Source organism: Halobacillus sp. 12SKB, assembly GCF_052941655.1.
The window spans coordinates 3,584,944-3,604,791 of record NZ_JBRFWR010000001.1 but is presented as its reverse complement, the minus strand read 5'-3'; the positions used below and the strand labels follow the sequence as shown (position 1 = coordinate 3,604,791).

Here is a 19,848-nt window from a genome sequence, read left to right as displayed (position 1 = left end):
TGGTATAGTTTGTGCTGGTTGATGAAACAAACAAATTCAAAGGAGGACCTTTGGAATGAAAAATAAAGTATTGCTGACATCTGCCGTGACAGGAGCGGGAGATACAATGAAGAAAAATCCACATGTCCCTGTAACACCGAAAGAAATTGCAGAATCTGCGATTGAATCGGCAAAAGCCGGCGCGACGGTTGCTCACGTCCATGCCCGTGATCCGAAAACGGGTGGGATCAGTCATAACTTGGAGCATTACCGTGAAATCGTCGATCGCATCCGTGAATCAGAAACGGATGTCATCATTAACATCACGTCCGGAGGCGGCGGTGATTTTATTCCGAGTTTGAATACACCGGCAGCGGGTGGCGATGGTACCGATATCCAAACGCCAGCAGAACGCCATGAACCGGTGGGAGAACTTTTACCGGAAATGTGCACCCTTGACTGTGGAAGTACGAACTTTGGCAACATGATTTACATGAGCCCGACCGACTGGCTGCGTGATCAGGCGAAGTTGATCCAGGAAAGTGGTGTGAAGCCTGAGCTTGAATGCTTTGATACCGGGCACATCCGTTTTGCCAATCAATTGGTGGAAGAAGGATTGATCGACGGCGATCCGATGTATCAATTCTGTCTTGGCATCCCATGGGGAGCAGCCGCTGATGCGGAAACGATGCTTTACATGAAGAACCGTATTCCTGAGAATGCGCATTGGTCCGCGTTCGGCATCGGCCGTATGCAAATGCCGATGGCGTCTCAAGCGGCGATGCTTGGCGGAAATGTTCGTGTGGGTCTTGAGGATAATATCTACCTTTCTAAAGGTGTGGTGGCCAGAAACGAACAGCTTGTCGACAAAGCGGTGACGATGCTGCGTGGCCTTGATCTTGAGCCAATGACGCCGCAGGAAGCACGTGACTATTACAATCTTAGAAATCCACGCGGAGGGAAGTAATCATGACTGTACAAAAAATAGCCGTCGTCGGCACAGGAGTTATCGGAAACGGCTGGATCGCCCGCATGCTTGCACAAGGGTATGACGTCGTCGCGACAGATCCAGCAGAAGGAGCAGAAGAGCGCATGCGCCGTGCGGTCGATCAGGCATGGCCTTATGTGGAAGCCCTTGGGCTTGCAGAAGGAGCATCCAAGGACCGTTTGACGTTTGAAAACGAATTGGCGGATGCCGTGAAGGATGCGGATTTTATCCAGGAAAACGTACCGGAAGTGGAAGAGTTGAAGCAGACGGTCCTGAAGAACATCGATCAGCATGCAAAACCTGATGCCCTGATCGGATCCAGTACTTCAGGTATCATGCCATCCGAACTGCAGGCGAACTTGCAGCATCCGGAACGCGTTGTCGTTGCGCACCCGTTCCACCCGGTGTATATTCTGCCTCTTGTGGAAGTCGTGGCAGGAAAACAGACGACAACGGAGAACGTAGAGAAAGCGAAGGCTTTTTATGAAAGCTTGAACATGAGTGTCCTGCTTGTCCGTCACGAGATTGAAGGGCACATCGCCGACCGTCTCATCGAAGCGATTTGGAGAGAATCCCTGCATATCGTCAATGAAGGCATCGCAACGACAGAAGAAGTGGACAAAGCCTTTACCCACGGGGCTGGCATGCGCTATGCGCAGTACGGACCGTTCCTCACGTTCCATCTGGCTGGTGGAGAAGGCGGCATGCGTCACATGCTGAAACAGTTCGGACCGGCATTGAAAAAACCGTGGACGAAGCTTGAAGCGCCGGAACTGACAGATGAGTTGTACGAGAAAGTCGTGACCGGATGTGAAGAGCAGGCGAATGGCATGAGCATGTCTGAACTCGATCAGAACCGTAATGAATTCCTGATCCGATTGTATGATCTTGTCCAGGAATACTGGCCGCAGGAAACAGAAAAGACAAAAGCGTAAAGGAGGGGTTTTTGTGTCATCCTTTTCTTACAAACAGACCGTTCCGAGTGAGTGGGTCGATTATAACGGGCATATGAATGATGCGGAATATAATCGTGCGTTCAGTCTTGCTACCGATGCGTTTATCGATTGGATCGGCCTCGATGAGAAGGGGCGTGAGCAGTACCAGTACACGATGTTCACGCTAGAGACGCATACGTGTTATTTGAAAGAGATGCACGAAGGGGCAGACTTTAATGTGTCCGCCCGCGTTTTGGACTTTGATGCGAAGCGTATCCATCTGTTCTTGGAAATGCACAATGCTGACGGAGAAGTTGCTGCGACGCTTGAGGAGATGCTGATGGGCATCGACCAGAACGAAGGCCGCCCTGCACCATTCCCGGAAGAAGTGACTGCCCATGTGAAAGCGGAGTATGAGAAGACGTCTGACCAAGAACAACCCAAACAAGTCGGACGCACAATCGGCATTCGTAGGAAGTGAATATGAGATTATCTGTAAGGCCTGGTCACCTAAAAATTGGGTGACCAGGTCTTACTTTTATTGGGAATAAAACTGAAGTGGTTCACATCTTTTGATATAATTGGTAATGATTTCTTAATGAGAGGTAGGCTTTTATTTATGATACGAAGTTTGTCTACGAGTATTTTGTTAGTCTTAGGTTTCTTTGTCGCAGGAATCGCGATCGTTTATAAGTGGTTGATTACTTCAGATATCCCTGTATCTTATACGGCTGCAGAAGCGATGACCACCCATGTGATGTTTGCTTTATCTGCCGTTTTGTTCCTTATCGCCTCTGTAGTGTTTAACGATAGAAACGGCAATCTCTTGTTAGGAGTTCTATTCGCTTTCATCTTTCTTGCTAATATTTTCATCTTCAAACATCATCTTGGAGCGGAATATTACAACCATTCTTTTGCTCAACTGCAAGGAGCTGGCGTGTTGTACTCTGGAATTGTGATGGTGTTTAATTATTATTTGTCGGTGAGGAATTTTAGGCTTAGCGCGCTATCTTCTAAAAGTGTGGAATCTTCTTGAGTAGAAGAATAGCTCTCTTCACTTTGATAGAGAAGAGGCTGTTTTAAGGATAATATATAGGGTCTGGTCGCCTAAGAATGGGGCGAACAGATTTTACATTTTAGATACTCAAACAATTTCAGAATCATGCTATACTTGAGTGAATATTTAAAAAATATCACGACTAAAGAAGGCACGAATAGTATTGTGTTGTTTTGAATCTTCACAGGAAATATGCGTTCTAGCAAATTTATGAATAATAAAATTAAGATATTGTATAATGGGGTGTTTTCTGATGGGCTTTTTAGAGTCAGTTGGAATGATTAGAGAAGGGTTAAAGTGGTATAGGGATGTTAAAACCCTTTATACAGAAGGAATGAATGTTAAAGAAATATATCAAAAGAAAACTAAAATTAATGTAGAGTCCAGGGAAGAATTATTAGAGGGGTTCTTAGCTAGTAAAATTGATTACCAAGACCATGTAAAAATAGAAGGTATCTTAATTGACTATGCACATTTATACAAACCAAAGAGTTATATTAACAGCATTGAAGTTAATAACCCTATAAATGAGGAAGAAAAAGGGGGAAGGATGACTCGTGTCCTAGATATGAGTTGGAAACCCTTCCAGTTGCCTGTTAGTAAAATACCTTCAGTTCAAACAGAAGATGGACTTCTTTCGCTAGCTTTCTTATATCCTTTTGATTTTGAAGGTTTTACTTATCCAGGTGTAAACGCTTTTACTTCAGGTCCAATAGATGTCCCTACATTTGATATCCCTAGGAATGCAAAGCCAATACCTATTCTCTTAAGGCAAGAGGATATTGTAAAGAATCGTTACAAACATATTGAATTAACAGGGAAAGTAGGGACTTTACCTGATCAACTAGTAAAACAATTTCGTTCCAACGCTTTTTCTACAATGGCTTTTTCCGATGTTGCAAACCCTATAAATGAAAAGATGCCTTCCATTTGTCTTAAAGTTAATACGAATAAGGGAGAGATTAAAAAGGGGAAGGCTGAGAAAGACTTAACCCATTGTCCTGCAAGTATATTTTTAGAAACTCACATAGAAGGAAATGTAAATAGGAATTTAATTCAAAAAATACCAGAAATATCTTCTAAAATATTAGTTGGTAGTGGCAATGGATTTTCCACAACTAAAGGAGATATATCTGATCAGCATCCAACTATCTTCCAAATTAATATGAACTCAAAAATTAACCTTATAGGAAAATTTCCTAACGTGTTAGGGTTTTATTTAGAAGGTAACTTGGTGAACTTAGAAGAGGACTTTTTACAGTTTTCAAATGAGTTTAATACCTTTACAAGAAAATTACATGAAACAGTGCCCTATTTTAAGTTGAATTTAGATTTTATGCATGACTACCAACTTCAAAGCTATTTAGACTCTCCATTATTAAATAGTTATAGTAGTAATTCTATAATTGACAAGGATCTAACTGAAACAATGGACTGGCTCAAAAGCTAGAAAAAATTAGAAACCCATATAAAAAACTAAAATAATTAGAAAATTATAGTGTGAGCGTCAATTTTAAGTGGGCGAAAGTGATAAAATTAGTAAAGCGTGCTGGATCAATTCATAAGAGACTTTAAGCACAACTATGTTAATGAAGAAACTCTAGATAATGATAAAACGGATTCTTCAGAACGGAGAGTTTCACCATGCATACAATCACTCACACCTTTCGCATTGTCGGCATTAAAGGCCACGGTGCTTTTGAAAATTTTGCAACCGAAGTCCCGGAATTTGCAAGACAGCTTTTACATCGGACGAGGGAAATCGAACATCATACCAATATCGAAATCGCCCTCTTTGAGCCGAAATGGGGGGACAGTCATCTCGAAGGTCATTATTATGTAGGGATCCTGGTAAGAGATAAGCCAAGCCATGTTCCCAAAGGGATGGAGTATTTAGAGGTTTCCGGCACCTATGTCGCGGCAAAAGGGTCCATCGATCACGTAAATCTCCTCTATAAGGAAGTGGGCCAATTCAGAGCTGAACAAAATCTCACGCGTGATTGGCTTTCCTATATTGTAGAAACTTACCACCCCACGGAAAATGGGGAAGAGGTCGAGGTTTTTCTGCCAGTGATCGGTTCCTGAATAGATCCTGTGAGCCAATCACTTGATGAAAACATTGCATAACCTTATGATGAATGTCGCATATTAGTTGAGAGAAAAGCGAATCGGAAAGAGGTGCCTTGAGATGAAAGCTGTACAAGTGACTGGGTATGGCGATGTCGATCAGTTAAAGCTGGTGGATATCCCGACTCCAGAACCGAAAGAAAACGAAGTGCTCGTGCAGGTGAAAGCCTGTGCCATCAATAATACAGAAATCTGGATGAGGGAAGGGGCTTATGGACAAGGCGGCAAGTCAGGCTGGCGTCCGGAAGGCGTTCAATTCCCGCGTACTCCGGGTTCTGATATTACCGGAAAAGTCGTCCAGGTCGGCGGACAAGTGGATGAAACAATGATAGGGAAAGACGTCGTTCTGTTTCCGTTCACGTCCAGTGGTCCGGATGGACAAGAACACATTTCAGAAGACATGTCTTTCATCGGCTCCGAGTATGATGGCGGATATGCCGAGTATGTCGTATGGCCGGCAGAGCTTTGCTTTGATATGCCGCTTGAAGATTACACAGATAGCTGTGTGTTTTCCGTGAGTGGCATGACCGCCTGGCATATGGTCGAACAAGTGCAGCCGAAACCAGGCGAAACGGTGATGGTCACAGGTGCCAACGGCGGTGTCGGCTCGCTGAACGTGCAGATCGCATCGAAAGTCTTCGGAGCAGACGTCATCGCACTCGTCGGGGATTTGAGCATGGAAGAGAGAATGAAGGAACTCGGAGCGACACATGTCCTGTCTTATAAATCCGAGAACCTGGCGGATGAAATTTTAGAGGCCAACGGCGGTCCAATTGATACGGTCCTTGACGTTGTTGGTGATGCATTGTTCTCCACAGCTCTTACGGTACTTAAAAAGGGCGGGAAATTTTGTACATCCGGCTCTTCCGGCGGGCAAAAGACGGAACTTGATTTCCGCACCCTTTATTTGAAACACATCACGATGTATGGATCTGTTTTAGGTACACGGGAAGAATTCAAACGCATGTTAAAAGCGATTTCTGAACAGAAAATACAACCGGTGATCGATCGTACCTTCCCTTTAGAAGAAGCGAAGGAAGCGCAGCAGTATTTCAAGGAATCGGGCAAAAAAGGAAAAATCGTTCTTCTTCCATAAAAGGTGTTTCATCAATTCTGAGAACCTGTTTCACTTTTATAGTGAAACAGGTTCTTTATTTTTCTAAAAAGTTGAAACTTCTATAAGCCATGAATGTCTGGAAGAGGTTTTGTTCCACCTGCTGGAAGGGAACGGAGATGGGAGAGCGCACCATCCCCGGTTGTTCTTGTTTTTTCGACGTTATGAAATGCCAATCCCTTCCTGAACACACATCCTGATTTTTATTAAATTGTTAGTAATTTCCTTGAAAGCGTCTATCATGTGGCGGATTTATTAAAAGTTCGTGAACGATGTATGACAAAGTTGTGAACTTGTACTTCAAATTCCGCAAAATCTGATATAATCAGTCAAGCCCTGATACGTATAACAGCTCCTAGTTTCCGAGTTTTATACTTATAATTTAACAGATTGATAGGAGGGTTAAGATTCATGAAAGCTAAACATCTCCGCAATAGATGGTTAGGTTTGCTGCCGCTCGGCTTGATTCTTTTCTTAAGCGGGTGCGGGCAGTTGGAAATGACTGTGCTCGATCCCAAAGGGCCGGTCGCTCAAAGTCAATATGACCTGATTGTATACTCCCTTTGGTTCATGCTTGGAATCATTGTTGTCGTGTTTGCTCTCTTTGCCTACATGATTATCAAGTACCGTGAGAACCGCCCGGGACGTAAAGAAAGTGACTATGACCCGAACTTGCATGGAAATACGACGATCGAGGTCATCTGGACGATTATTCCTATTATTATTGTCGTCCTATTATCCATACCGACGGTTACGACACTGTTCGATTTGGAAAAGCCTCCCGAGCCCGCTGCTGGTGAAGAGGTGAAAGAGCCGCTCGTTGTTTATGCGACAACCGCGGATTGGAAATGGTTCTTCAGTTATCCGGAACAGGATATTGAAACCGTGAACTACTTACACATTCCGACCGATCGTCCGATCGAATTCAGACTGTCATCCGCAGATTCGATGTCAGCACTATGGATTCCGGCACTCGGCGGTCAAAAGTACAACATGGCCGGTATGATGACGACATTGTATCTAGAGGCCGATGAAGAAGGGGTCTACGATGGACGTAACTCCAACTTCAATGGGGAAGGTTTTGCTGCTCAAACGTTCAAGGTCTATGCCGAGAGCGAAGAAGAATTCAATACATGGGCAGAGGAAATCAAAAACGAAGCACCAGAGCTGACAGCAGAACGTTACGATGAGCTGCTGGCACCTGGGATGACCGACGTACAATCCTATTCCAACACACACCTGGATTATGTGAAGCACCATACGAGAGAGGATATGGGGTACGTCGTCGATAAGTACCGTGAACAATTCAAAGAGAAGCTTCATTTATATGAAATCGAAAAACAAGAAAGCTTCCAATAGAACGTAAAGAAAGCAGGTGAAGACATGCACATTACAGATATTCTAGTCACCGGTGAACCGATCATCTATGGTGCCATGGTATCGATGGCCTTAGTTGGTCTCGCCCTCCTTTTCATTCTGACGTATTTCAAGAAATGGAAATGGCTTTGGAGCGAATGGTTAACGACCGTTGACCACAAGAAAATCGGTGTCATGTATATTTTAAGTGCCCTTCTCATGTTATTCCGTGGTGGCGTCGACGCCATGATGATGAGGGTGCAGCTGGCATTTCCTGATTTGGGATTCTTGAACTCCCAGCACTATAACGAAATTTTCACAACGCACGGAACGATCATGATCATTTTCATGGCGATGCCGTTCTTGATCGGACTCATGAACATTATCGTTCCACTTCAGATCGGAGCGCGTGACTTCGCGTTTCCATATTTGAACGCACTAAGTTTCTGGTCCTTCTTCTTCGGGATGGCGCTCTTCAACATTTCCTTCGTCATCGGAGGTTCTCCGGATGCCGGGTGGACAAGTTATACGCCGCTTTCCGGAGCAGCGATGAGCCCTGGACCTGGACAAAACTTCTACCTCATGGGACTGCAGCTATCAGGAATTGGTACCTTAGCTACAGGAATCAACCTGATGGTCACGATTTTGAAAATGCGTGCTCCTGGCATGAAGCTTTTCCATATGCCGATCTTCACATGGTCGACATTGGTGACTTGTTTCATCATCGTGTTCGCTTTCCCGATTTTGACAGTAGCTCTTGCACTACTTACGATTGACCGTATTTTCGGTGCACAATTCTTTACTTTGACAGGGGAAGGCCTGCCGATGATGTGGGCGAACCTGTTCTGGATGTGGGGCCACCCGGAAGTGTACATCGTTATTCTTCCTGCCTTCGGTATTTTCTCCGAAGTCATCGCCACATTCGCGAAAAAACGTCTCTTCGGCTACAATGTGATGGTTTGGTCGATGATCGTCATTGCATTGCTTAGTTTCTTAGTATGGGTCCACCACTTCTTCACGATGGGTGCCGGCGCCTTCGTCAACTCCGTCTTCTCAATATCGACGATGTTGATCGCCGTACCGACCGGAGTGAAGATCTTCAACTGGCTTGCGACCTTATATAAATCGAAAATCGAGTTCACTGTACCGATGCTTTGGTCCCTGGCCTTCATCCCAAGTTTCATCCTTGGTGGTGTCACAGGTGTCATGCTCGGTATGGCAGCAGCGGACTATCAGTTCCACAACTCGTACTTCCTGATCGCGCACTTCCACTACGTGCTGATCGCAGGTACCGTATTCGCCTGCTTTGCAGGTCTTGTGTTCTGGTATCCGAAAATGTTCGGTCACAAGATGAACGAGCGTTTGGGTAGATGGGCATTCTGGTTGTTCTTCTTCGGCTTCCATGTCTGCTTCTTCCCACAATATTTCCTAGGCCTTGACGGCATGCCGCGTCGTTTGTTCATTACGAACGTCGCCGAGTGGCTTCCTTTGAACGTCATCTCAACCGTCGGTGCTTTCGGAATGGGACTTGGTTTCATCGTATTCGTTTACAACGTGTACTACAGCTTCCGTTACAGCGAACGCGAAGCAACGGGCGACTCCTGGAATGGAAACGGCCGTACGCTTGAATGGGCGACAACGACTCCAGTTCCTTATTACAACTTTGCAACGGTTCCATATGTGGATGAGATCGATCCATATATCCGTATGAAAGAAGAAGGCAAGACGACGTTTGAAGAAGACAAAGTGAAGCCGATTCACATGCCAAGTTACACAGGCCAGCCGTTCATCATGATGGCTCTCCTTGGACTTGCCAGTTTCGGTCTCGTCTTCGAATGGATGTATGTCGCAGTCTTCGGATTGATCGGTGCCGTATTCATGATGATCCGCCGTTCCTTCGATTATGACGACGGGTATTATGTACCGGTGGAAGAAATCAAACGAACAGAGAAAAAAGCGAGGGGGTTATGATATGGCTGCGGAAGAACTGAAAACAGGTCCTTTAGAATATCGCACCCAAGAAGGTCAGATGGGCATCATGGGCTTCTGGATTTTCCTTGGAGCCGAAGTCGTCCTCTTCGCCACTCTTTTCGCAACGTATGCGGTGTTGTTCGGTCGTACGGCTGATGCACCGCTGCCAAGCGAATTGTTTGAACCCGGCATCGTCCTTGTCATGACCTTCCTGCTTTTGACAAGTAGTTTCACATGTGGACTTGCGATTCACGAAATGAGAAGAGGATCGGTCAAAGGGCTGATCCTTTGGATGGTCATTACGCTGGCTCTTGGTCTTGGATTCCTTGGCTTTGAGATTTACGAATTCGTTCACTATGCACATGAAGGGGCGACGATCCAGTCCAGTGCTTTCTGGTCTGCGTTCTTCATCCTTGCCGGAACACACGGACTGCACGTTACGCTTGGTATCGGCTGGGCGATTCTGCTCTTGATCCAAATCAAGCAGCGTGGACTGACGAACGTCACAAGCCGTAAATTCTTTATCATCAGCTTATACTGGCACTTCCTTGATGTCATTTGGATCTTCATCTTCACGAGTGTCTATCTGATTGGGATGGTGATTTAATATGGCCGATTCTAAAAAACGCGTACCGATGAATCACGTCATTGGATTCATCTTGTCACTCGTCATGACGCTGGTGGCCGCATGGGCAGCGATTCAATCCGATCTGCCTGTCACATGGGTCATCATCGGCATCATGATTCTGGCTCTCTTGCAGGCGGGCGTTCAATTGTTCATGTTCATGCACGTCACGGAAGCTTCAAGCGGAAATGGACATGTCCCATGGAACATGATGTTCCACGGCTTCGCACTTGCTGGTATCCTTGTCGCAGGCTCCCTGTTCGTTATGTCCTTCGGGCATGACCATGGAGACCACGGAGATATGGGCGAGAATCAACAGCACGAAGAACAGCATTCAGAAGACCATAGCGGTCACTAAAACAAATGGGGGTTATCAGGATGGAACAAAAACAAAACATGCCGATGGAGGCCGGATGGCCGTGGAAAGATTTAGTTGGATTCGTTCTTTGCATACTGCTGACGGCTTTTTCATTGGGTGGAGCGCTTTATTCCTCCTATGACCCTAAATTTGTTTTATATATTCTGACAGGCTTCAGTTTCGTACAGGCGATGATCCAACTGTACAAACTGCAGCCGAGAGATTAAAAAAAGAAACGCTTCTTTCCTGAAATCAGGAAAGGAGCGTTTCTTTTTCTTTGGTTAAACTTTCTTTGTAACCAGGGCTTGATTTCACCGTTGCCACGATGAACATCACCCAGGCGACGTGTGCGCCGATCAAACCGAGATAGAACATCGACCATGTGATGGAGAGTACGCCTGGATCTGAGTACATCGTCACCTGGAAAAAGTACAACCACATGCCGATGAGCAGAATCGATTGAGCGACGGCGAAAGCCATCTTTTTCGCTTGTAAGAATAGAAATGGAGCCACTGTCGCCAAAATCAAGAACATTACGATCGCACCCATGAAAATCATCTCCTTATTGATGTTTCCTTAATGTAAACGTTTTCTTTGATCTTATTGTAACAAAAAATTCGCACTTTGGACACAAAATGTTCATAAATTGGGCCGACAATTTTAGAATTACCGATTTGAGGCTTGTTTAAACAGGTTTTTCGGAGGTTTCGGATGTGTGGCTATGTGTGAAAGTGCCCGGGCAGGGAGTCAAAGTGACTTAACGTCGCGGGAAAGTGCCCTAACAATTAGACAAAGTGACTTAACGCAGCTTGAAAGTGACCTAAAGCCAATCAAAACTGTCTGAACTCTAAATTTTATGAAAACGTTCATTTTCTTAGACACCAAACTGTCACTTCTATCGATTATAGTTTGAGACTGTAAAATAGGAGTGGAAGAAATATGGATTGGAACAGCTTCAAGGAGCATCAGCGCTTCAAAGATAAAAAAGAGCTTGATCTGCATGTGCGCAGTTTTTTATTCAAAAGAAAGGCAGCCTTGTCAGAAGGGACGCTCAAGGTACTCACGTTCATCTGGCGTCATGCCGTCAAGTTTCCGGGTGTTGCTTTTCCTAAAAGAGCCACAATCGTAAAAGGGACGGGTTTGAGTGAGAGCACCGTGGTTCGTGCATTAAGATGCCTCGTGACCGAGAAACTGATTGAAAAAGTCGTAACGAAAAAACCGAATGGACGGCAGGGGGGCAACCTGCTCGTGTTCCTCCCGCAGCCGGATCTTTTTTTACCCTGTGATGACACCCCACATGACACCCTTCCTGACACCCCACATAAAACGGCTACTCCCCGACAGGACAACCCTCAAGCAGCCGAATCTACACCCGAAACAGAGAAAAAACAGAGAAAATCTTCTATTAGTAAAGTTGTACCGTTTGATGCATCGTTTCTGCCTTCGTTCATTCCTGCTTCGTTTATTGAAACTTCTCTGCCATTCGTAGGCGTGGAGCAGGTGTTACCAGCTTGGCGGACGGTCCAGAGTGCGTGTAAACAATGGAAGCTGGAACAACCGGTCGAGCATTATTCGGATAAGATCAATGAGACGTTCAGGCAGGCGGTTTTTGCTTATAAAAATGGGATGGTGCGTACCGAATTGCTGCGCTATTTTTATGGTGGACTAATGGAAGTGTTTAAACAGGAGGTGCGGAAGGAAGGCTTTGTGTCCCGGAAAGGATTGATTTTTTATGACTGGTTGGAGGAAATGGATTCATAAACGTAGCAAGAGCACCCCCAACGTTCCACAGCTCCTTAATTGAGAAAAGTTTTCATTGACAGAAATTTGAGTCTGAGGTAGGATAATGATTGTAATGATAATGAGAATCTTTATCATTCGTTGAAATTTTATAAAAGGGTATAAAGATGAAGCGATTGATCTAAGGTTCTACATAATAGAAACGGGTGAAAGGATGTCGAACATGAAGAAGTTTTGGTTATATGCCCTTATGCTTGGGCTTGTCGTTTTAGCTGCCTGCGGTGGCGGATCTGAGGAAGGTTCAGAGAGTGAAGAAACAGAAAATCAGGAAGAAGAAACAACAGAAGAAGAGACGCGTTCGGTTACGATTGAAGACGCGAACGGAGAGCAGACGATCGAAGGAACACCGAAGAAAGTCGTAGTTCTAGAATGGACGTACGCGGAAAACCTTCAGGCGCTTGGCATGGAGCCGGTTGGTGTCGCTGGTCTTGATCAGTATGGAGACTGGGTTAATGTCGGTATTCCATTCAGCGAAGATGTGGAAGATGTAGGTACACGTCAGGAGCCGAACCTGGAAGCGATCTCCCGTTTGAACCCTGATTTGATCATTGGTGTTGATTTCCGCCACAATGCCATCAAAGAGGATTTGGAAAGCATCGCTCCAACAGTCATGTTTGCCCCATATTCTGAAGAAGCAGCACAGGATCAGTTCAAGAATATGAAAGAAGAGTTCAATACGATGGCGAAAATCGTTGATAAAGAGGACAAAGCTAAACAAGTCCTTTCTGATATGGAGAAGACATTCAAAGAGCAGCAGGCCCGCTTGGAAGAGGCAGGGAAAGATGGCATGAACTATGTGATCACTCAAGCGTTTACGATGCAGGATACGCCAACGCTTCGTTTGTTCACAGACAACTCCATGGTCGCACAAATCATGAACAGCATGGGCATGAAGAACGATTATGAGTCTGAAAAGCTTGAAGTTTACGGCTACACGGAAACAACCGTCGAAGCGCTGCAAAACTATCAGGACTCCAACTTCTTCTACATCGTGCAGGAAGAAGACAACATTTTCAAAAATCAGCTGGCTGGAAATCCGGTATGGGAAAACCTTGCGTTCGTAAAAGAAGATCGTACGTATCAAATGCCAGGCGATGCCTGGACATTCGGTGGACCGCTATCCGCAGAAGTCTTAGCTGAACAAGTGGTGAACGCAGCACTTGAAGAAAAATAAAGTGAGTGGATGTTATGAATTCTACGCTTAAGAACACAATGATTGCGGTTCTCACCTTCGGAGGTGGGACCGCGTTGTTGTGTCTTTTAACATTTATACATATCAATCAAGGGAATGTAGAAATCCCACTGGGTGTCGTAGTTGAATCGATCTTTAATCCTCAGGATACGCTGCAGCATCATACGGTCCGTACACTCAGGCTGCCGCGAGCTGTAATGGGCATCATTGCCGGCGGGGCGCTTGCCGTATCCGGTGTGATTCTGCAGACGGTTACGAAAAACCCGTTGTCGTCTGCAAGTACACTCGGCATTCATTCCGGAACGTATTTTGCGGTTGTCGTGACAACGATCTTTCTGCCAGCCGCTATGGTCGGCAATGGAATCATGACCGCTTTTCTCGGCGGTATTCTGACATTTCTATTCGTTTACGTCTTATCCGGCGGTTCTGATGCCACGCCTGTCCGGATGGTGCTTGCCGGGATGATCGTTACCTTCTTATTCTCCGCGCTCACGTCCGTCCTGCAGATTTTTTATGAAAATGAAACGCAGGGACTGTTTTTGTGGGGCTCAGGGACACTGATTCAGAACGACTGGGGTGGCGTCACGTTTTCACTTCCTGTGATTATCGTTGGTGTAATCGTGACGATGATCTACTCGAGCAAACTTGACACATTGACCCTCGGAGACGATGTCGCGACAGCGCTCGGGCAGAATGTGCGCAGCGTTAAAGTCGTGACGATTATCGCCGCCGTGCTTTTGACGAGCGTGACCGTCAGTATCGTCGGACCGATCGGCTTCGTCGGACTTGTCGCGCCGCACTTGATTAAGCTGATCGGTTACCGTGCCCACCTGCCGCTCATCTTAGGATCATTTTTATGGGGAGGCAACGTGCTTCTCTTAGCGGACGTCCTTGCCCGCGTCATCGATCCGTCCTTCAATGAACTTCCGGTCGGAGCGATCACCGCCCTTGTCGGTTCGCCGTGGCTCATATGGCTTGTGATGCGGATGAAGCGGACAGGCAGCCAGGACAGTGGGGCAATTATGGCAGGGAAGAATTCCGCTGCCTTGTCTATGAAAAAATTGCTACCCTTACTGTTGGCGCTTATTACGATTACGCTGCTCGTCAGCCTTGCTTCCGGAAACTACGGATTTGAGCCGCTGGTTACCTATAACGCGTTCTTCGGGGAAGCGAACACCTTCCTTCAAGGTTTGATCGTAGACTTGAGACTGCCTCGCGCGCTTGTCGCTTTATTCAGTGGGGCGGTTCTCGCAGTCAGTGGTCTCATTTTCCAAGGCGTGTTGCGGAATCCGCTTGCTGACCCATCCGTAATCGGAATCACTTCCGGTGCCGGCGTCGGTGCGTTGATGACAATGTACTGGTTCAGTGTGTCGGCCGTTTGGATTCCAGTTGGGGCGATGGCTGGGGCATTGGTGTTCTTCATTGTCGTTATGGCCTTAGGAGCTAAAGCGGAATTCCAGCCGACCGTGCTTGCCTTGCTCGGAATCGGGATGTCGGCGTTCGGTTCGGCGCTGATTCAAATCATGGTCGTTCAGGCCGATATTGGCGTGGCTTCTGCGTTGACATGGCTTTCCGGAACGACCTATGCCAAAGGATGGAGTGAACTGCTGCAGTACTTGATCTGGCCGGTCTTGTTGTTCATCCCGCTCCTTGCGTTTTACATTAAAACGCTCGATGTCCTGTCGCTCGGAGACGATACGGCCAAAGGACTCGGACTTCGTGTCGTGAATGTCCGTTTCCAAATGGCGTTGATCGCTACACTCCTTGCCGCCTGCAGTGTGGCTGCTGTGGGTTCGATCGGCTTCGTCGGCCTGATCGCGCCGCACCTGGCACGACTGCTTGTCGGAAGCGTCAATCAGAAGCTCCTGCCTGTCACAATGTTGATCGGCGGTGTGCTGTTGGTCGTCGCTGATTTGTTCAGCCGGACCCTGCTTGCGCCGAATGAAATTCCATCAGGGATCCTCGTTGCCCTGATTGGTGCGCCTTACTTTTTATGGTTGATGAAAAAGCGTGCGGCTTAACGGTCACACGCTTCTTTTTTTACGCGTATGTATGCTATGATAATGAAAAAATGAACGCCAGGGGAGAGTTGGACTATGAAGATTCCATACATCAAATGCCATGGATCGGGGAACGATTTCATCCTGATCGATGAGATTGAAAACGCTGTGAGTTTTTCAGAAAAAGACCGTGAGGAGCTCTCATTATTATTGTGTGACCGGAAAAAGGGGATTGGTTCGGATGGCATTCTTTTTGTGATGCCGAGTGAAAAAGCAGAAGGCCGGATGCGGATGTTCAACTCAGACGGCACGGAAGCAGAAATGTGCGGCAACGGCCTGCGCTGTGTGGCGCGACATATGATTGAGAAACTCGGGAAAAAGGAAATCGCGATTGAAACAGAAAAAGCCGTCCTGCCGGTTTCACAAGTGGAGGAAATTTTCCCGGAGATCGATACGTTCTCCGTTATGATTGAGCCTGTCAGCTTCGAGGTCGAGTCTCTGCCGATGAAAGCGGCCGGGGAAGAAGCCGTGGATGTGAAAATTCCAGAGCTGTCTGAGACACGCACATTCACAGCCTTAAGCGTACCCAACCCGCATATCGTGAGCATCGTCGATTCCGTCGATCAGGAGGAGCTGCTTGTGGTTGGGAAAAAGGCGAACAATCTGCCGGATGTTTTTCCGAACGGTGTGAACGTGAGCTACGTCCAGGTGTTAGATAAAAACAAAATCTTCGTCCGGACGTTTGAGCGCGGGGTTGGCTTGACGAATGCCTGTGGAACCGCGATGAGTGCTTCTTCGCTCGTATCGACGATTCTTGGCCCGAATGAACTGGATTCACCGATCGTCGTCATCAATAAAGGGGGGCTCGTCAACTGTGTCGTAGAAAAGGCCGACGGACGTTTCTCCATCCAGCTGCGTGGGAATGGAACCAATGTCTATCAAGCAGAGGTCGACATCGATTTGGAAGCCCGTACCTTTGAAGTTTCCGACAAACAATTTTTTGAAGAAGAAAATGCGACCTATGAAAAACTAGAAGCGTTTGCCGCTTCAGAAATCGGAGGTTGAGGATATGTTGAAGACATTTCATGTGAAAACCGATCACCATGATCAAATGATTGATGTAACCAGTCAAGTTCAGGACTGGATCAGAGAAGAGGGCGTCAAGGACGGTGTTGTCGTTGTGCAGTCGATGCACACGACGGCAGGTCTGACGGTGAATGAGAACGCCGATCCTGACGTGAAGACAGATATGCTGCGCCGCTTCCGTGAAGTGTATCCATGGGACCATCCGGAAGACCGCCACGCGGAAGGAAACACAGCAGCCCATATGAAAACGAGCACCGTCGGACATGCCCAGACGCTGCTTGTGGAAGATGGACGGCTTGTGCTTGGGACGTGGCAGGGGCTTTATTTCTGTGAGTTCGATGGGCCGAGAAGCCGGAAGTTCGTTGGGAAGTTGTTATAAGAGGAAAGGAAGGTACTTCAGTGCCTTCCTTTTTTAGGTTATGACAGGATTGTGGAAGACTCCGTTTTGAGATGTTTTCGGGGTTCGTTGCCTTGGTTGAGTGTCAGGGGTGGTCGGGAAGCTACTCGCTTGACGGCGGGAGTCCCGCAGTTTCCCGACCACCCCTTTGCTTAGAGGTACTGTTTACCCGCTGTTATAAGCATAAAGTCATCTATAACAAGCTTTCAGAATTCAAGTATACATAGGGTAGACGTTTAACGCTCACACTTCCATCAAGCTGGAAAGCTGCTTACTCCAGAAGTGATTTCGAGACACTTATATGGTAAAGGGGTGGAGGGGAACAGTGAGACTCCTATGTGACGTGTGGGCCAGGTGAGACCACGGAAGGCGCAGCCTGAGGAGGCTCACCGCCCGCCCCATGAAAGCGGACTGTTTCACGGATCCCCTAGAATCGCACAAACGTCTCGAAACTGAGCCTTCAAGAATAGGGAGCGATCGTGGAAGAACGGATAGTCCAAAAAGCCTGTCTGATTCCGTGGAAGGACATGGTATAATTACAAGTGGATCACGCTTTTCGCCAATTGAATAGGGTGTCGGCTAACCCCACAGCAAAGGGGGTGATGCCTCTGAGTATGTATGAATCGTTGATGGTGATGATCGCGTTCAGTTCGTTCATCGTGTCCGTTCTCGGCTTAGTTGTCGCGATTTTACGCATAAAAAAATAGACTCCCTATTCTGACGTGAATGCGGGTGAGTCTATTTTAAGGCTGCGCCCTTTGGCTGAAGCGCTGATCCGGGAGGACCGCAGTGCCAGCTGTGGTCCTTTTCTTATGTGTATCCTTTATCTGCTCTTATCATACCACATTTTTTGAAAAAGAAACAGGTGGATGGTTTGGGCAGACCTATCAACTGAACGTCTAGGATATCGGCTGAATTTAAAATATATCGGTTAAATCTCCAATATATTAATGAAAAGCAGGTAAATATCAACTGATTATTCTATTTATCAACAGAGCATAAAAAACCTCCAGCCTGCAAGCTGGAGGTTTTCATTTAGCAGATGGAATCTTTCGGGTTCGGGTTTTTCATACCGAACATCGGGCGCAGGAACAGAGCGAGGTAGGTTCCTGCGAGCGCCATGATCATCCATACCCAGCCGTGAAGGCTGAAGGAAGCGATGCCGCCGAAGTATGCGCCGATGTTACAACCGAACGCAAGGCGGGCACCATAGCCCATGAGCACACCGCCGATGATGGAGGCTACTCCAATGCCTGGTTTGATTTTTCCAGGCTTGAAGTTGCCTTGGAAGCTTGCCGCGATGAAGGCACCGAGGATGATGCCGAAGTTCATGACACTTGTGGAATCGGCAAGAACGGTTTGATTGAGTGGCGCCGGATCATTGGACCAGTACGTCCAGCTCGCGACATCGACGCCGAACATCTGGATGAACTTGGATCCCCAAAGCGCGAAGGCGGAAGTGATGCCCCAAGGATTGCCACGTACCGCAAGGGTGATGGCGTTCAATACGCCCAGGATTACAGCAGCAAGAAGCAGCGGCCACGCACCGCGCCACAATTTTTTCAATCCGGTCGTTGTTTTAAGTGGTGCCATTTTCGGCGGGTTCTTTTTCCGGGCTACTTTAACAGTGATACCGTAGATGCCAAGGAAAATCGCTAGCTGCAAAATCCAGCCGCCTAAGTAGCCGAACCCTGTAGACTCTGCTAATGAAATGGCTGGAAGTGTCGGTGTTTCACGCCAGAATCCGATGTGGTAGGCACCAAGTACGGATCCTCCGATGAAACCGAGCAGCGTGAGGATCATGGAAGATTTACCTCCACCTACAGTGTAAAGCGTTCCGGATGCACAGCCAGAGCCGAGCTGCATGCCGATGCCGAAGATAAAGGAACCGAAGACGACGCTGATGCCGACAGGGAACACATACCCTTGAGGTGCGTTACCTGTAAAGCTGAATCCTGTTCCTAAAATAATAGCAAAAAGTGTTGTCGCAACAGCAAGCATCAACATATGCGCTTGAAGTCCCTGCACATTCCCGACAGAGATCAGCCGTCTGAATGCGGAAGTAAAACCGAACCGTGCGTGAAGAAGCACGAGTCCGAAAGCAAGGCCGATCAGGAATAATACGCCTTGTGTGAAGGTGGTGACAGATACAATCGTTATAAATAAAAGCAGCGATAATATCGCTCCGATCCATACGAATGGTTTTTGTACCGGATCTAATGGAGCGACAACGGTCGAACGGTTGTTTTCTTCGGCCGTCTGCTGGGCCGTCTGTTGTAGCATGTTTTATTCCTCCTAAATCCGATTTGTTTACTTATTATTAAATGAACTTTTGATATTGTAACGAAGACTCGTCTATTTGTAAATGATCTTGCATACAATGGTTGTACAAAGAGAACAAAGATCAGTCTTTACGTAGAATTAACATGATTCAATGAGGACAAGTGGTAAAATAAATGTGTAGACAGGACGACCTAAAACACTTATTGGAGGGATGTCTTATACCTGTCGCTCGCTCATATGTCACTCGCTGGTTTTTCTTTGTTTGTGGGAAAGCAAATCGAAGAACTTCTTGGCGTACATCTGGCGCACCTCCCCCTACATAAAGACTGATCGAAAGCGACGCTTCCGGCGTGGCTTTTTTGTTGTTTCAAGGACGTTGCAGCAGTTATTAAGGGAGGAGGTGGCTTCTATTTACCGAACCTGCTAATAAATGCAGGAAAGTCGCTAATATATTTATCGAACCTGCTAATAAATGCAGGAAAGTTGCTAATATATTCACCGAACCTGCTAATATAATTGCGAAAGCTGCTAATATAACAAGCAGCAGAACTTCATCATCCAAAAACACCGTAAAAAGACG

The 19,848-nt window shown here is 46.7% G+C and carries 20 protein-coding genes; 18 read left to right on the top strand and 2 right to left on the bottom strand.

Annotated features, from left to right (window positions below; genetic code table 11):
• Positions 1-55: 55 nt before the first annotated feature.
• From ACQ4XT_RS17965 to ACQ4XT_RS17910, 12 genes are all read left to right on the top strand, one after another.
• Positions 56-946, top strand: coding sequence for a beta-keto acid cleavage family enzyme (locus ACQ4XT_RS17965; RefSeq protein WP_160912601.1), 891 nt, complete (start codon positions 56-58; stop codon positions 944-946).
• A gap of 2 nt (positions 947-948) precedes the next feature.
• Positions 949-1,902: a 3-hydroxyacyl-CoA dehydrogenase NAD-binding domain-containing protein gene (locus tag ACQ4XT_RS17960; RefSeq protein WP_446854856.1), complete on the top strand. Its 954-nt coding sequence runs from the start codon at positions 949-951 to the stop codon at positions 1,900-1,902.
• Between the two features lie 13 nt (positions 1,903-1,915).
• Positions 1,916-2,383: a thioesterase family protein gene (locus ACQ4XT_RS17955; protein ID WP_446854855.1), complete on the top strand. Its 468-nt coding sequence runs from the start codon at positions 1,916-1,918 to the stop codon at positions 2,381-2,383.
• Positions 2,384-2,521: 138 nt separating this feature from the next.
• Complete coding sequence (locus ACQ4XT_RS17950) at positions 2,522-2,938, top strand: hypothetical protein (RefSeq protein WP_446854854.1); 417 nt, start codon at positions 2,522-2,524, stop codon at positions 2,936-2,938.
• Positions 2,939-3,212: 274 nt separating this feature from the next.
• Positions 3,213-4,409, top strand: a complete 1,197-nt coding sequence (locus tag ACQ4XT_RS17945) for a hypothetical protein (RefSeq protein ID WP_446854853.1) — start codon at positions 3,213-3,215, stop codon at positions 4,407-4,409.
• 194 nt (positions 4,410-4,603) lie between these two features.
• Positions 4,604-5,044, top strand: coding sequence for a GyrI-like domain-containing protein (locus tag ACQ4XT_RS17940; protein WP_446854852.1), 441 nt, complete (start codon positions 4,604-4,606; stop codon positions 5,042-5,044).
• Between the two features lie 103 nt (positions 5,045-5,147).
• Positions 5,148-6,182 (top strand): zinc-binding dehydrogenase, encoded by a 1,035-nt coding sequence (locus ACQ4XT_RS17935; protein WP_446854851.1) that lies wholly within the window; start codon positions 5,148-5,150, stop codon positions 6,180-6,182.
• Positions 6,183-6,611: 429 nt separating this feature from the next.
• A complete protein-coding gene (gene qoxA, locus ACQ4XT_RS17930; RefSeq protein WP_446854850.1) occupies positions 6,612-7,559 on the top strand; it encodes a cytochrome aa3 quinol oxidase subunit II in 948 nt (315 codons plus the stop codon).
• Between the two features lie 24 nt (positions 7,560-7,583).
• Positions 7,584-9,527, top strand: coding sequence for a cytochrome aa3 quinol oxidase subunit I (gene qoxB / locus ACQ4XT_RS17925; protein ID WP_446854849.1), 1,944 nt, complete (start codon positions 7,584-7,586; stop codon positions 9,525-9,527).
• A gap of 1 nt (position 9,528) precedes the next feature.
• Positions 9,529-10,134 carry a cytochrome aa3 quinol oxidase subunit III gene (qoxC, locus tag ACQ4XT_RS17920; RefSeq protein WP_089651036.1) on the top strand — a complete coding sequence of 202 codons (606 nt, stop codon included), beginning with the start codon at positions 9,529-9,531 and terminating at the stop codon, positions 10,132-10,134.
• 1 nt (position 10,135) lies between these two features.
• On the top strand, positions 10,136-10,510 hold the full coding sequence (gene qoxD, locus ACQ4XT_RS17915) for a cytochrome aa3 quinol oxidase subunit IV (RefSeq protein ID WP_146813508.1): 375 nt from the start codon (positions 10,136-10,138) through the stop codon (positions 10,508-10,510).
• Positions 10,511-10,530: 20 nt separating this feature from the next.
• A complete protein-coding gene (locus tag ACQ4XT_RS17910) occupies positions 10,531-10,737 on the top strand; it encodes a cytochrome C oxidase subunit IV family protein (RefSeq protein WP_146813506.1) in 207 nt (68 codons plus the stop codon).
• A 25-nt stretch (positions 10,738-10,762) separates the two neighbouring features.
• Here the strand turns inward: ACQ4XT_RS17910 and ACQ4XT_RS17905 are convergent, their stop codons facing one another.
• Complete coding sequence (locus ACQ4XT_RS17905; RefSeq protein WP_446854848.1) at positions 10,763-11,059, bottom strand: spore morphogenesis/germination protein YwcE; 297 nt, start codon at positions 11,057-11,059, stop codon at positions 10,763-10,765.
• A 390-nt stretch (positions 11,060-11,449) separates the two neighbouring features.
• On the opposite strand from ACQ4XT_RS17905, the gene ACQ4XT_RS17900 reads away from it, so the two are divergent.
• The 6 genes from ACQ4XT_RS17900 to ACQ4XT_RS17875 all read left to right on the top strand — a co-directional run bounded on the left by ACQ4XT_RS17900 (position 11,450) and on the right by ACQ4XT_RS17875 (position 17,692).
• Positions 11,450-12,271, top strand: coding sequence for a helix-turn-helix domain-containing protein (locus tag ACQ4XT_RS17900; RefSeq protein WP_446854847.1), 822 nt, complete (start codon positions 11,450-11,452; stop codon positions 12,269-12,271).
• Positions 12,272-12,473: 202 nt separating this feature from the next.
• Positions 12,474-13,484 carry an ABC transporter substrate-binding protein gene (locus tag ACQ4XT_RS17895; protein WP_446854846.1) on the top strand — a complete coding sequence of 337 codons (1,011 nt, stop codon included), beginning with the start codon at positions 12,474-12,476 and terminating at the stop codon, positions 13,482-13,484.
• A 14-nt stretch (positions 13,485-13,498) separates the two neighbouring features.
• On the top strand, positions 13,499-15,523 hold the full coding sequence (locus tag ACQ4XT_RS17890; protein WP_446854845.1) for an iron ABC transporter permease: 2,025 nt from the start codon (positions 13,499-13,501) through the stop codon (positions 15,521-15,523).
• A 75-nt stretch (positions 15,524-15,598) separates the two neighbouring features.
• Positions 15,599-16,567, top strand: coding sequence for a diaminopimelate epimerase (gene dapF / locus ACQ4XT_RS17885; RefSeq protein WP_446854844.1), 969 nt, complete (start codon positions 15,599-15,601; stop codon positions 16,565-16,567).
• Between the two features lie 4 nt (positions 16,568-16,571).
• Positions 16,572-16,967: a secondary thiamine-phosphate synthase enzyme YjbQ gene (locus ACQ4XT_RS17880; RefSeq protein ID WP_446854843.1), complete on the top strand. Its 396-nt coding sequence runs from the start codon at positions 16,572-16,574 to the stop codon at positions 16,965-16,967.
• Between the two features lie 620 nt (positions 16,968-17,587).
• Complete coding sequence (locus ACQ4XT_RS17875; protein ID WP_146813494.1) at positions 17,588-17,692, top strand: putative holin-like toxin; 105 nt, start codon at positions 17,588-17,590, stop codon at positions 17,690-17,692.
• A 328-nt stretch (positions 17,693-18,020) separates the two neighbouring features.
• Here the strand turns inward: ACQ4XT_RS17875 and ACQ4XT_RS17870 are convergent, their stop codons facing one another.
• Positions 18,021-19,268, bottom strand: a complete 1,248-nt coding sequence (locus ACQ4XT_RS17870) for a YeeE/YedE family protein (RefSeq protein WP_446854842.1) — start codon at positions 19,266-19,268, stop codon at positions 18,021-18,023.
• Positions 19,269-19,848: the final 580 nt, after the last annotated feature.

What these genes read in the sequence shown, in the direction of transcription:
- ACQ4XT_RS17875 (WP_146813494.1), top strand. Translation starts at nt 17,588, where the DNA reads ATGCCTCTGAGTATGTATGAATCGTTGATGGTGATGATCGCGTTCAGT.
- ACQ4XT_RS17880 (WP_446854843.1), top strand. Translation starts at nt 16,572, where the DNA reads ATGTTGAAGACATTTCATGTGAAAACCGATCACCATGATCAAATGATT.
- ACQ4XT_RS17895 (WP_446854846.1), top strand. Translation starts at nt 12,474, where the DNA reads ATGAAGAAGTTTTGGTTATATGCCCTTATGCTTGGGCTTGTCGTTTTA.
- ACQ4XT_RS17905 (WP_446854848.1), bottom strand. Translation starts at nt 11,059, where the DNA reads ATGGGTGCGATCGTAATGTTCTTGATTTTGGCGACAGTGGCTCCATTT.
- ACQ4XT_RS17950 (WP_446854854.1), top strand. Translation starts at nt 2,522, where the DNA reads ATGATACGAAGTTTGTCTACGAGTATTTTGTTAGTCTTAGGTTTCTTT.
- ACQ4XT_RS17910 (WP_146813506.1), top strand. Translation starts at nt 10,531, where the DNA reads ATGGAACAAAAACAAAACATGCCGATGGAGGCCGGATGGCCGTGGAAA.
- qoxD (WP_146813508.1), top strand. Translation starts at nt 10,136, where the DNA reads ATGGCCGATTCTAAAAAACGCGTACCGATGAATCACGTCATTGGATTC.
- ACQ4XT_RS17870 (WP_446854842.1), bottom strand. Translation starts at nt 19,268, where the DNA reads ATGCTACAACAGACGGCCCAGCAGACGGCCGAAGAAAACAACCGTTCG.
- ACQ4XT_RS17945 (WP_446854853.1), top strand. Translation starts at nt 3,213, where the DNA reads ATGGGCTTTTTAGAGTCAGTTGGAATGATTAGAGAAGGGTTAAAGTGG.
- ACQ4XT_RS17900 (WP_446854847.1), top strand. Translation starts at nt 11,450, where the DNA reads ATGGATTGGAACAGCTTCAAGGAGCATCAGCGCTTCAAAGATAAAAAA.
- ACQ4XT_RS17965 (WP_160912601.1), top strand. Translation starts at nt 56, where the DNA reads ATGAAAAATAAAGTATTGCTGACATCTGCCGTGACAGGAGCGGGAGAT.
- ACQ4XT_RS17935 (WP_446854851.1), top strand. Translation starts at nt 5,148, where the DNA reads ATGAAAGCTGTACAAGTGACTGGGTATGGCGATGTCGATCAGTTAAAG.
- ACQ4XT_RS17890 (WP_446854845.1), top strand. Translation starts at nt 13,499, where the DNA reads ATGAATTCTACGCTTAAGAACACAATGATTGCGGTTCTCACCTTCGGA.
- dapF (WP_446854844.1), top strand. Translation starts at nt 15,599, where the DNA reads ATGAAGATTCCATACATCAAATGCCATGGATCGGGGAACGATTTCATC.
- qoxC (WP_089651036.1), top strand. Translation starts at nt 9,529, where the DNA reads ATGGCTGCGGAAGAACTGAAAACAGGTCCTTTAGAATATCGCACCCAA.
- ACQ4XT_RS17960 (WP_446854856.1), top strand. Translation starts at nt 949, where the DNA reads ATGACTGTACAAAAAATAGCCGTCGTCGGCACAGGAGTTATCGGAAAC.
- qoxA (WP_446854850.1), top strand. Translation starts at nt 6,612, where the DNA reads ATGAAAGCTAAACATCTCCGCAATAGATGGTTAGGTTTGCTGCCGCTC.
- ACQ4XT_RS17940 (WP_446854852.1), top strand. Translation starts at nt 4,604, where the DNA reads ATGCATACAATCACTCACACCTTTCGCATTGTCGGCATTAAAGGCCAC.
- qoxB (WP_446854849.1), top strand. Translation starts at nt 7,584, where the DNA reads ATGCACATTACAGATATTCTAGTCACCGGTGAACCGATCATCTATGGT.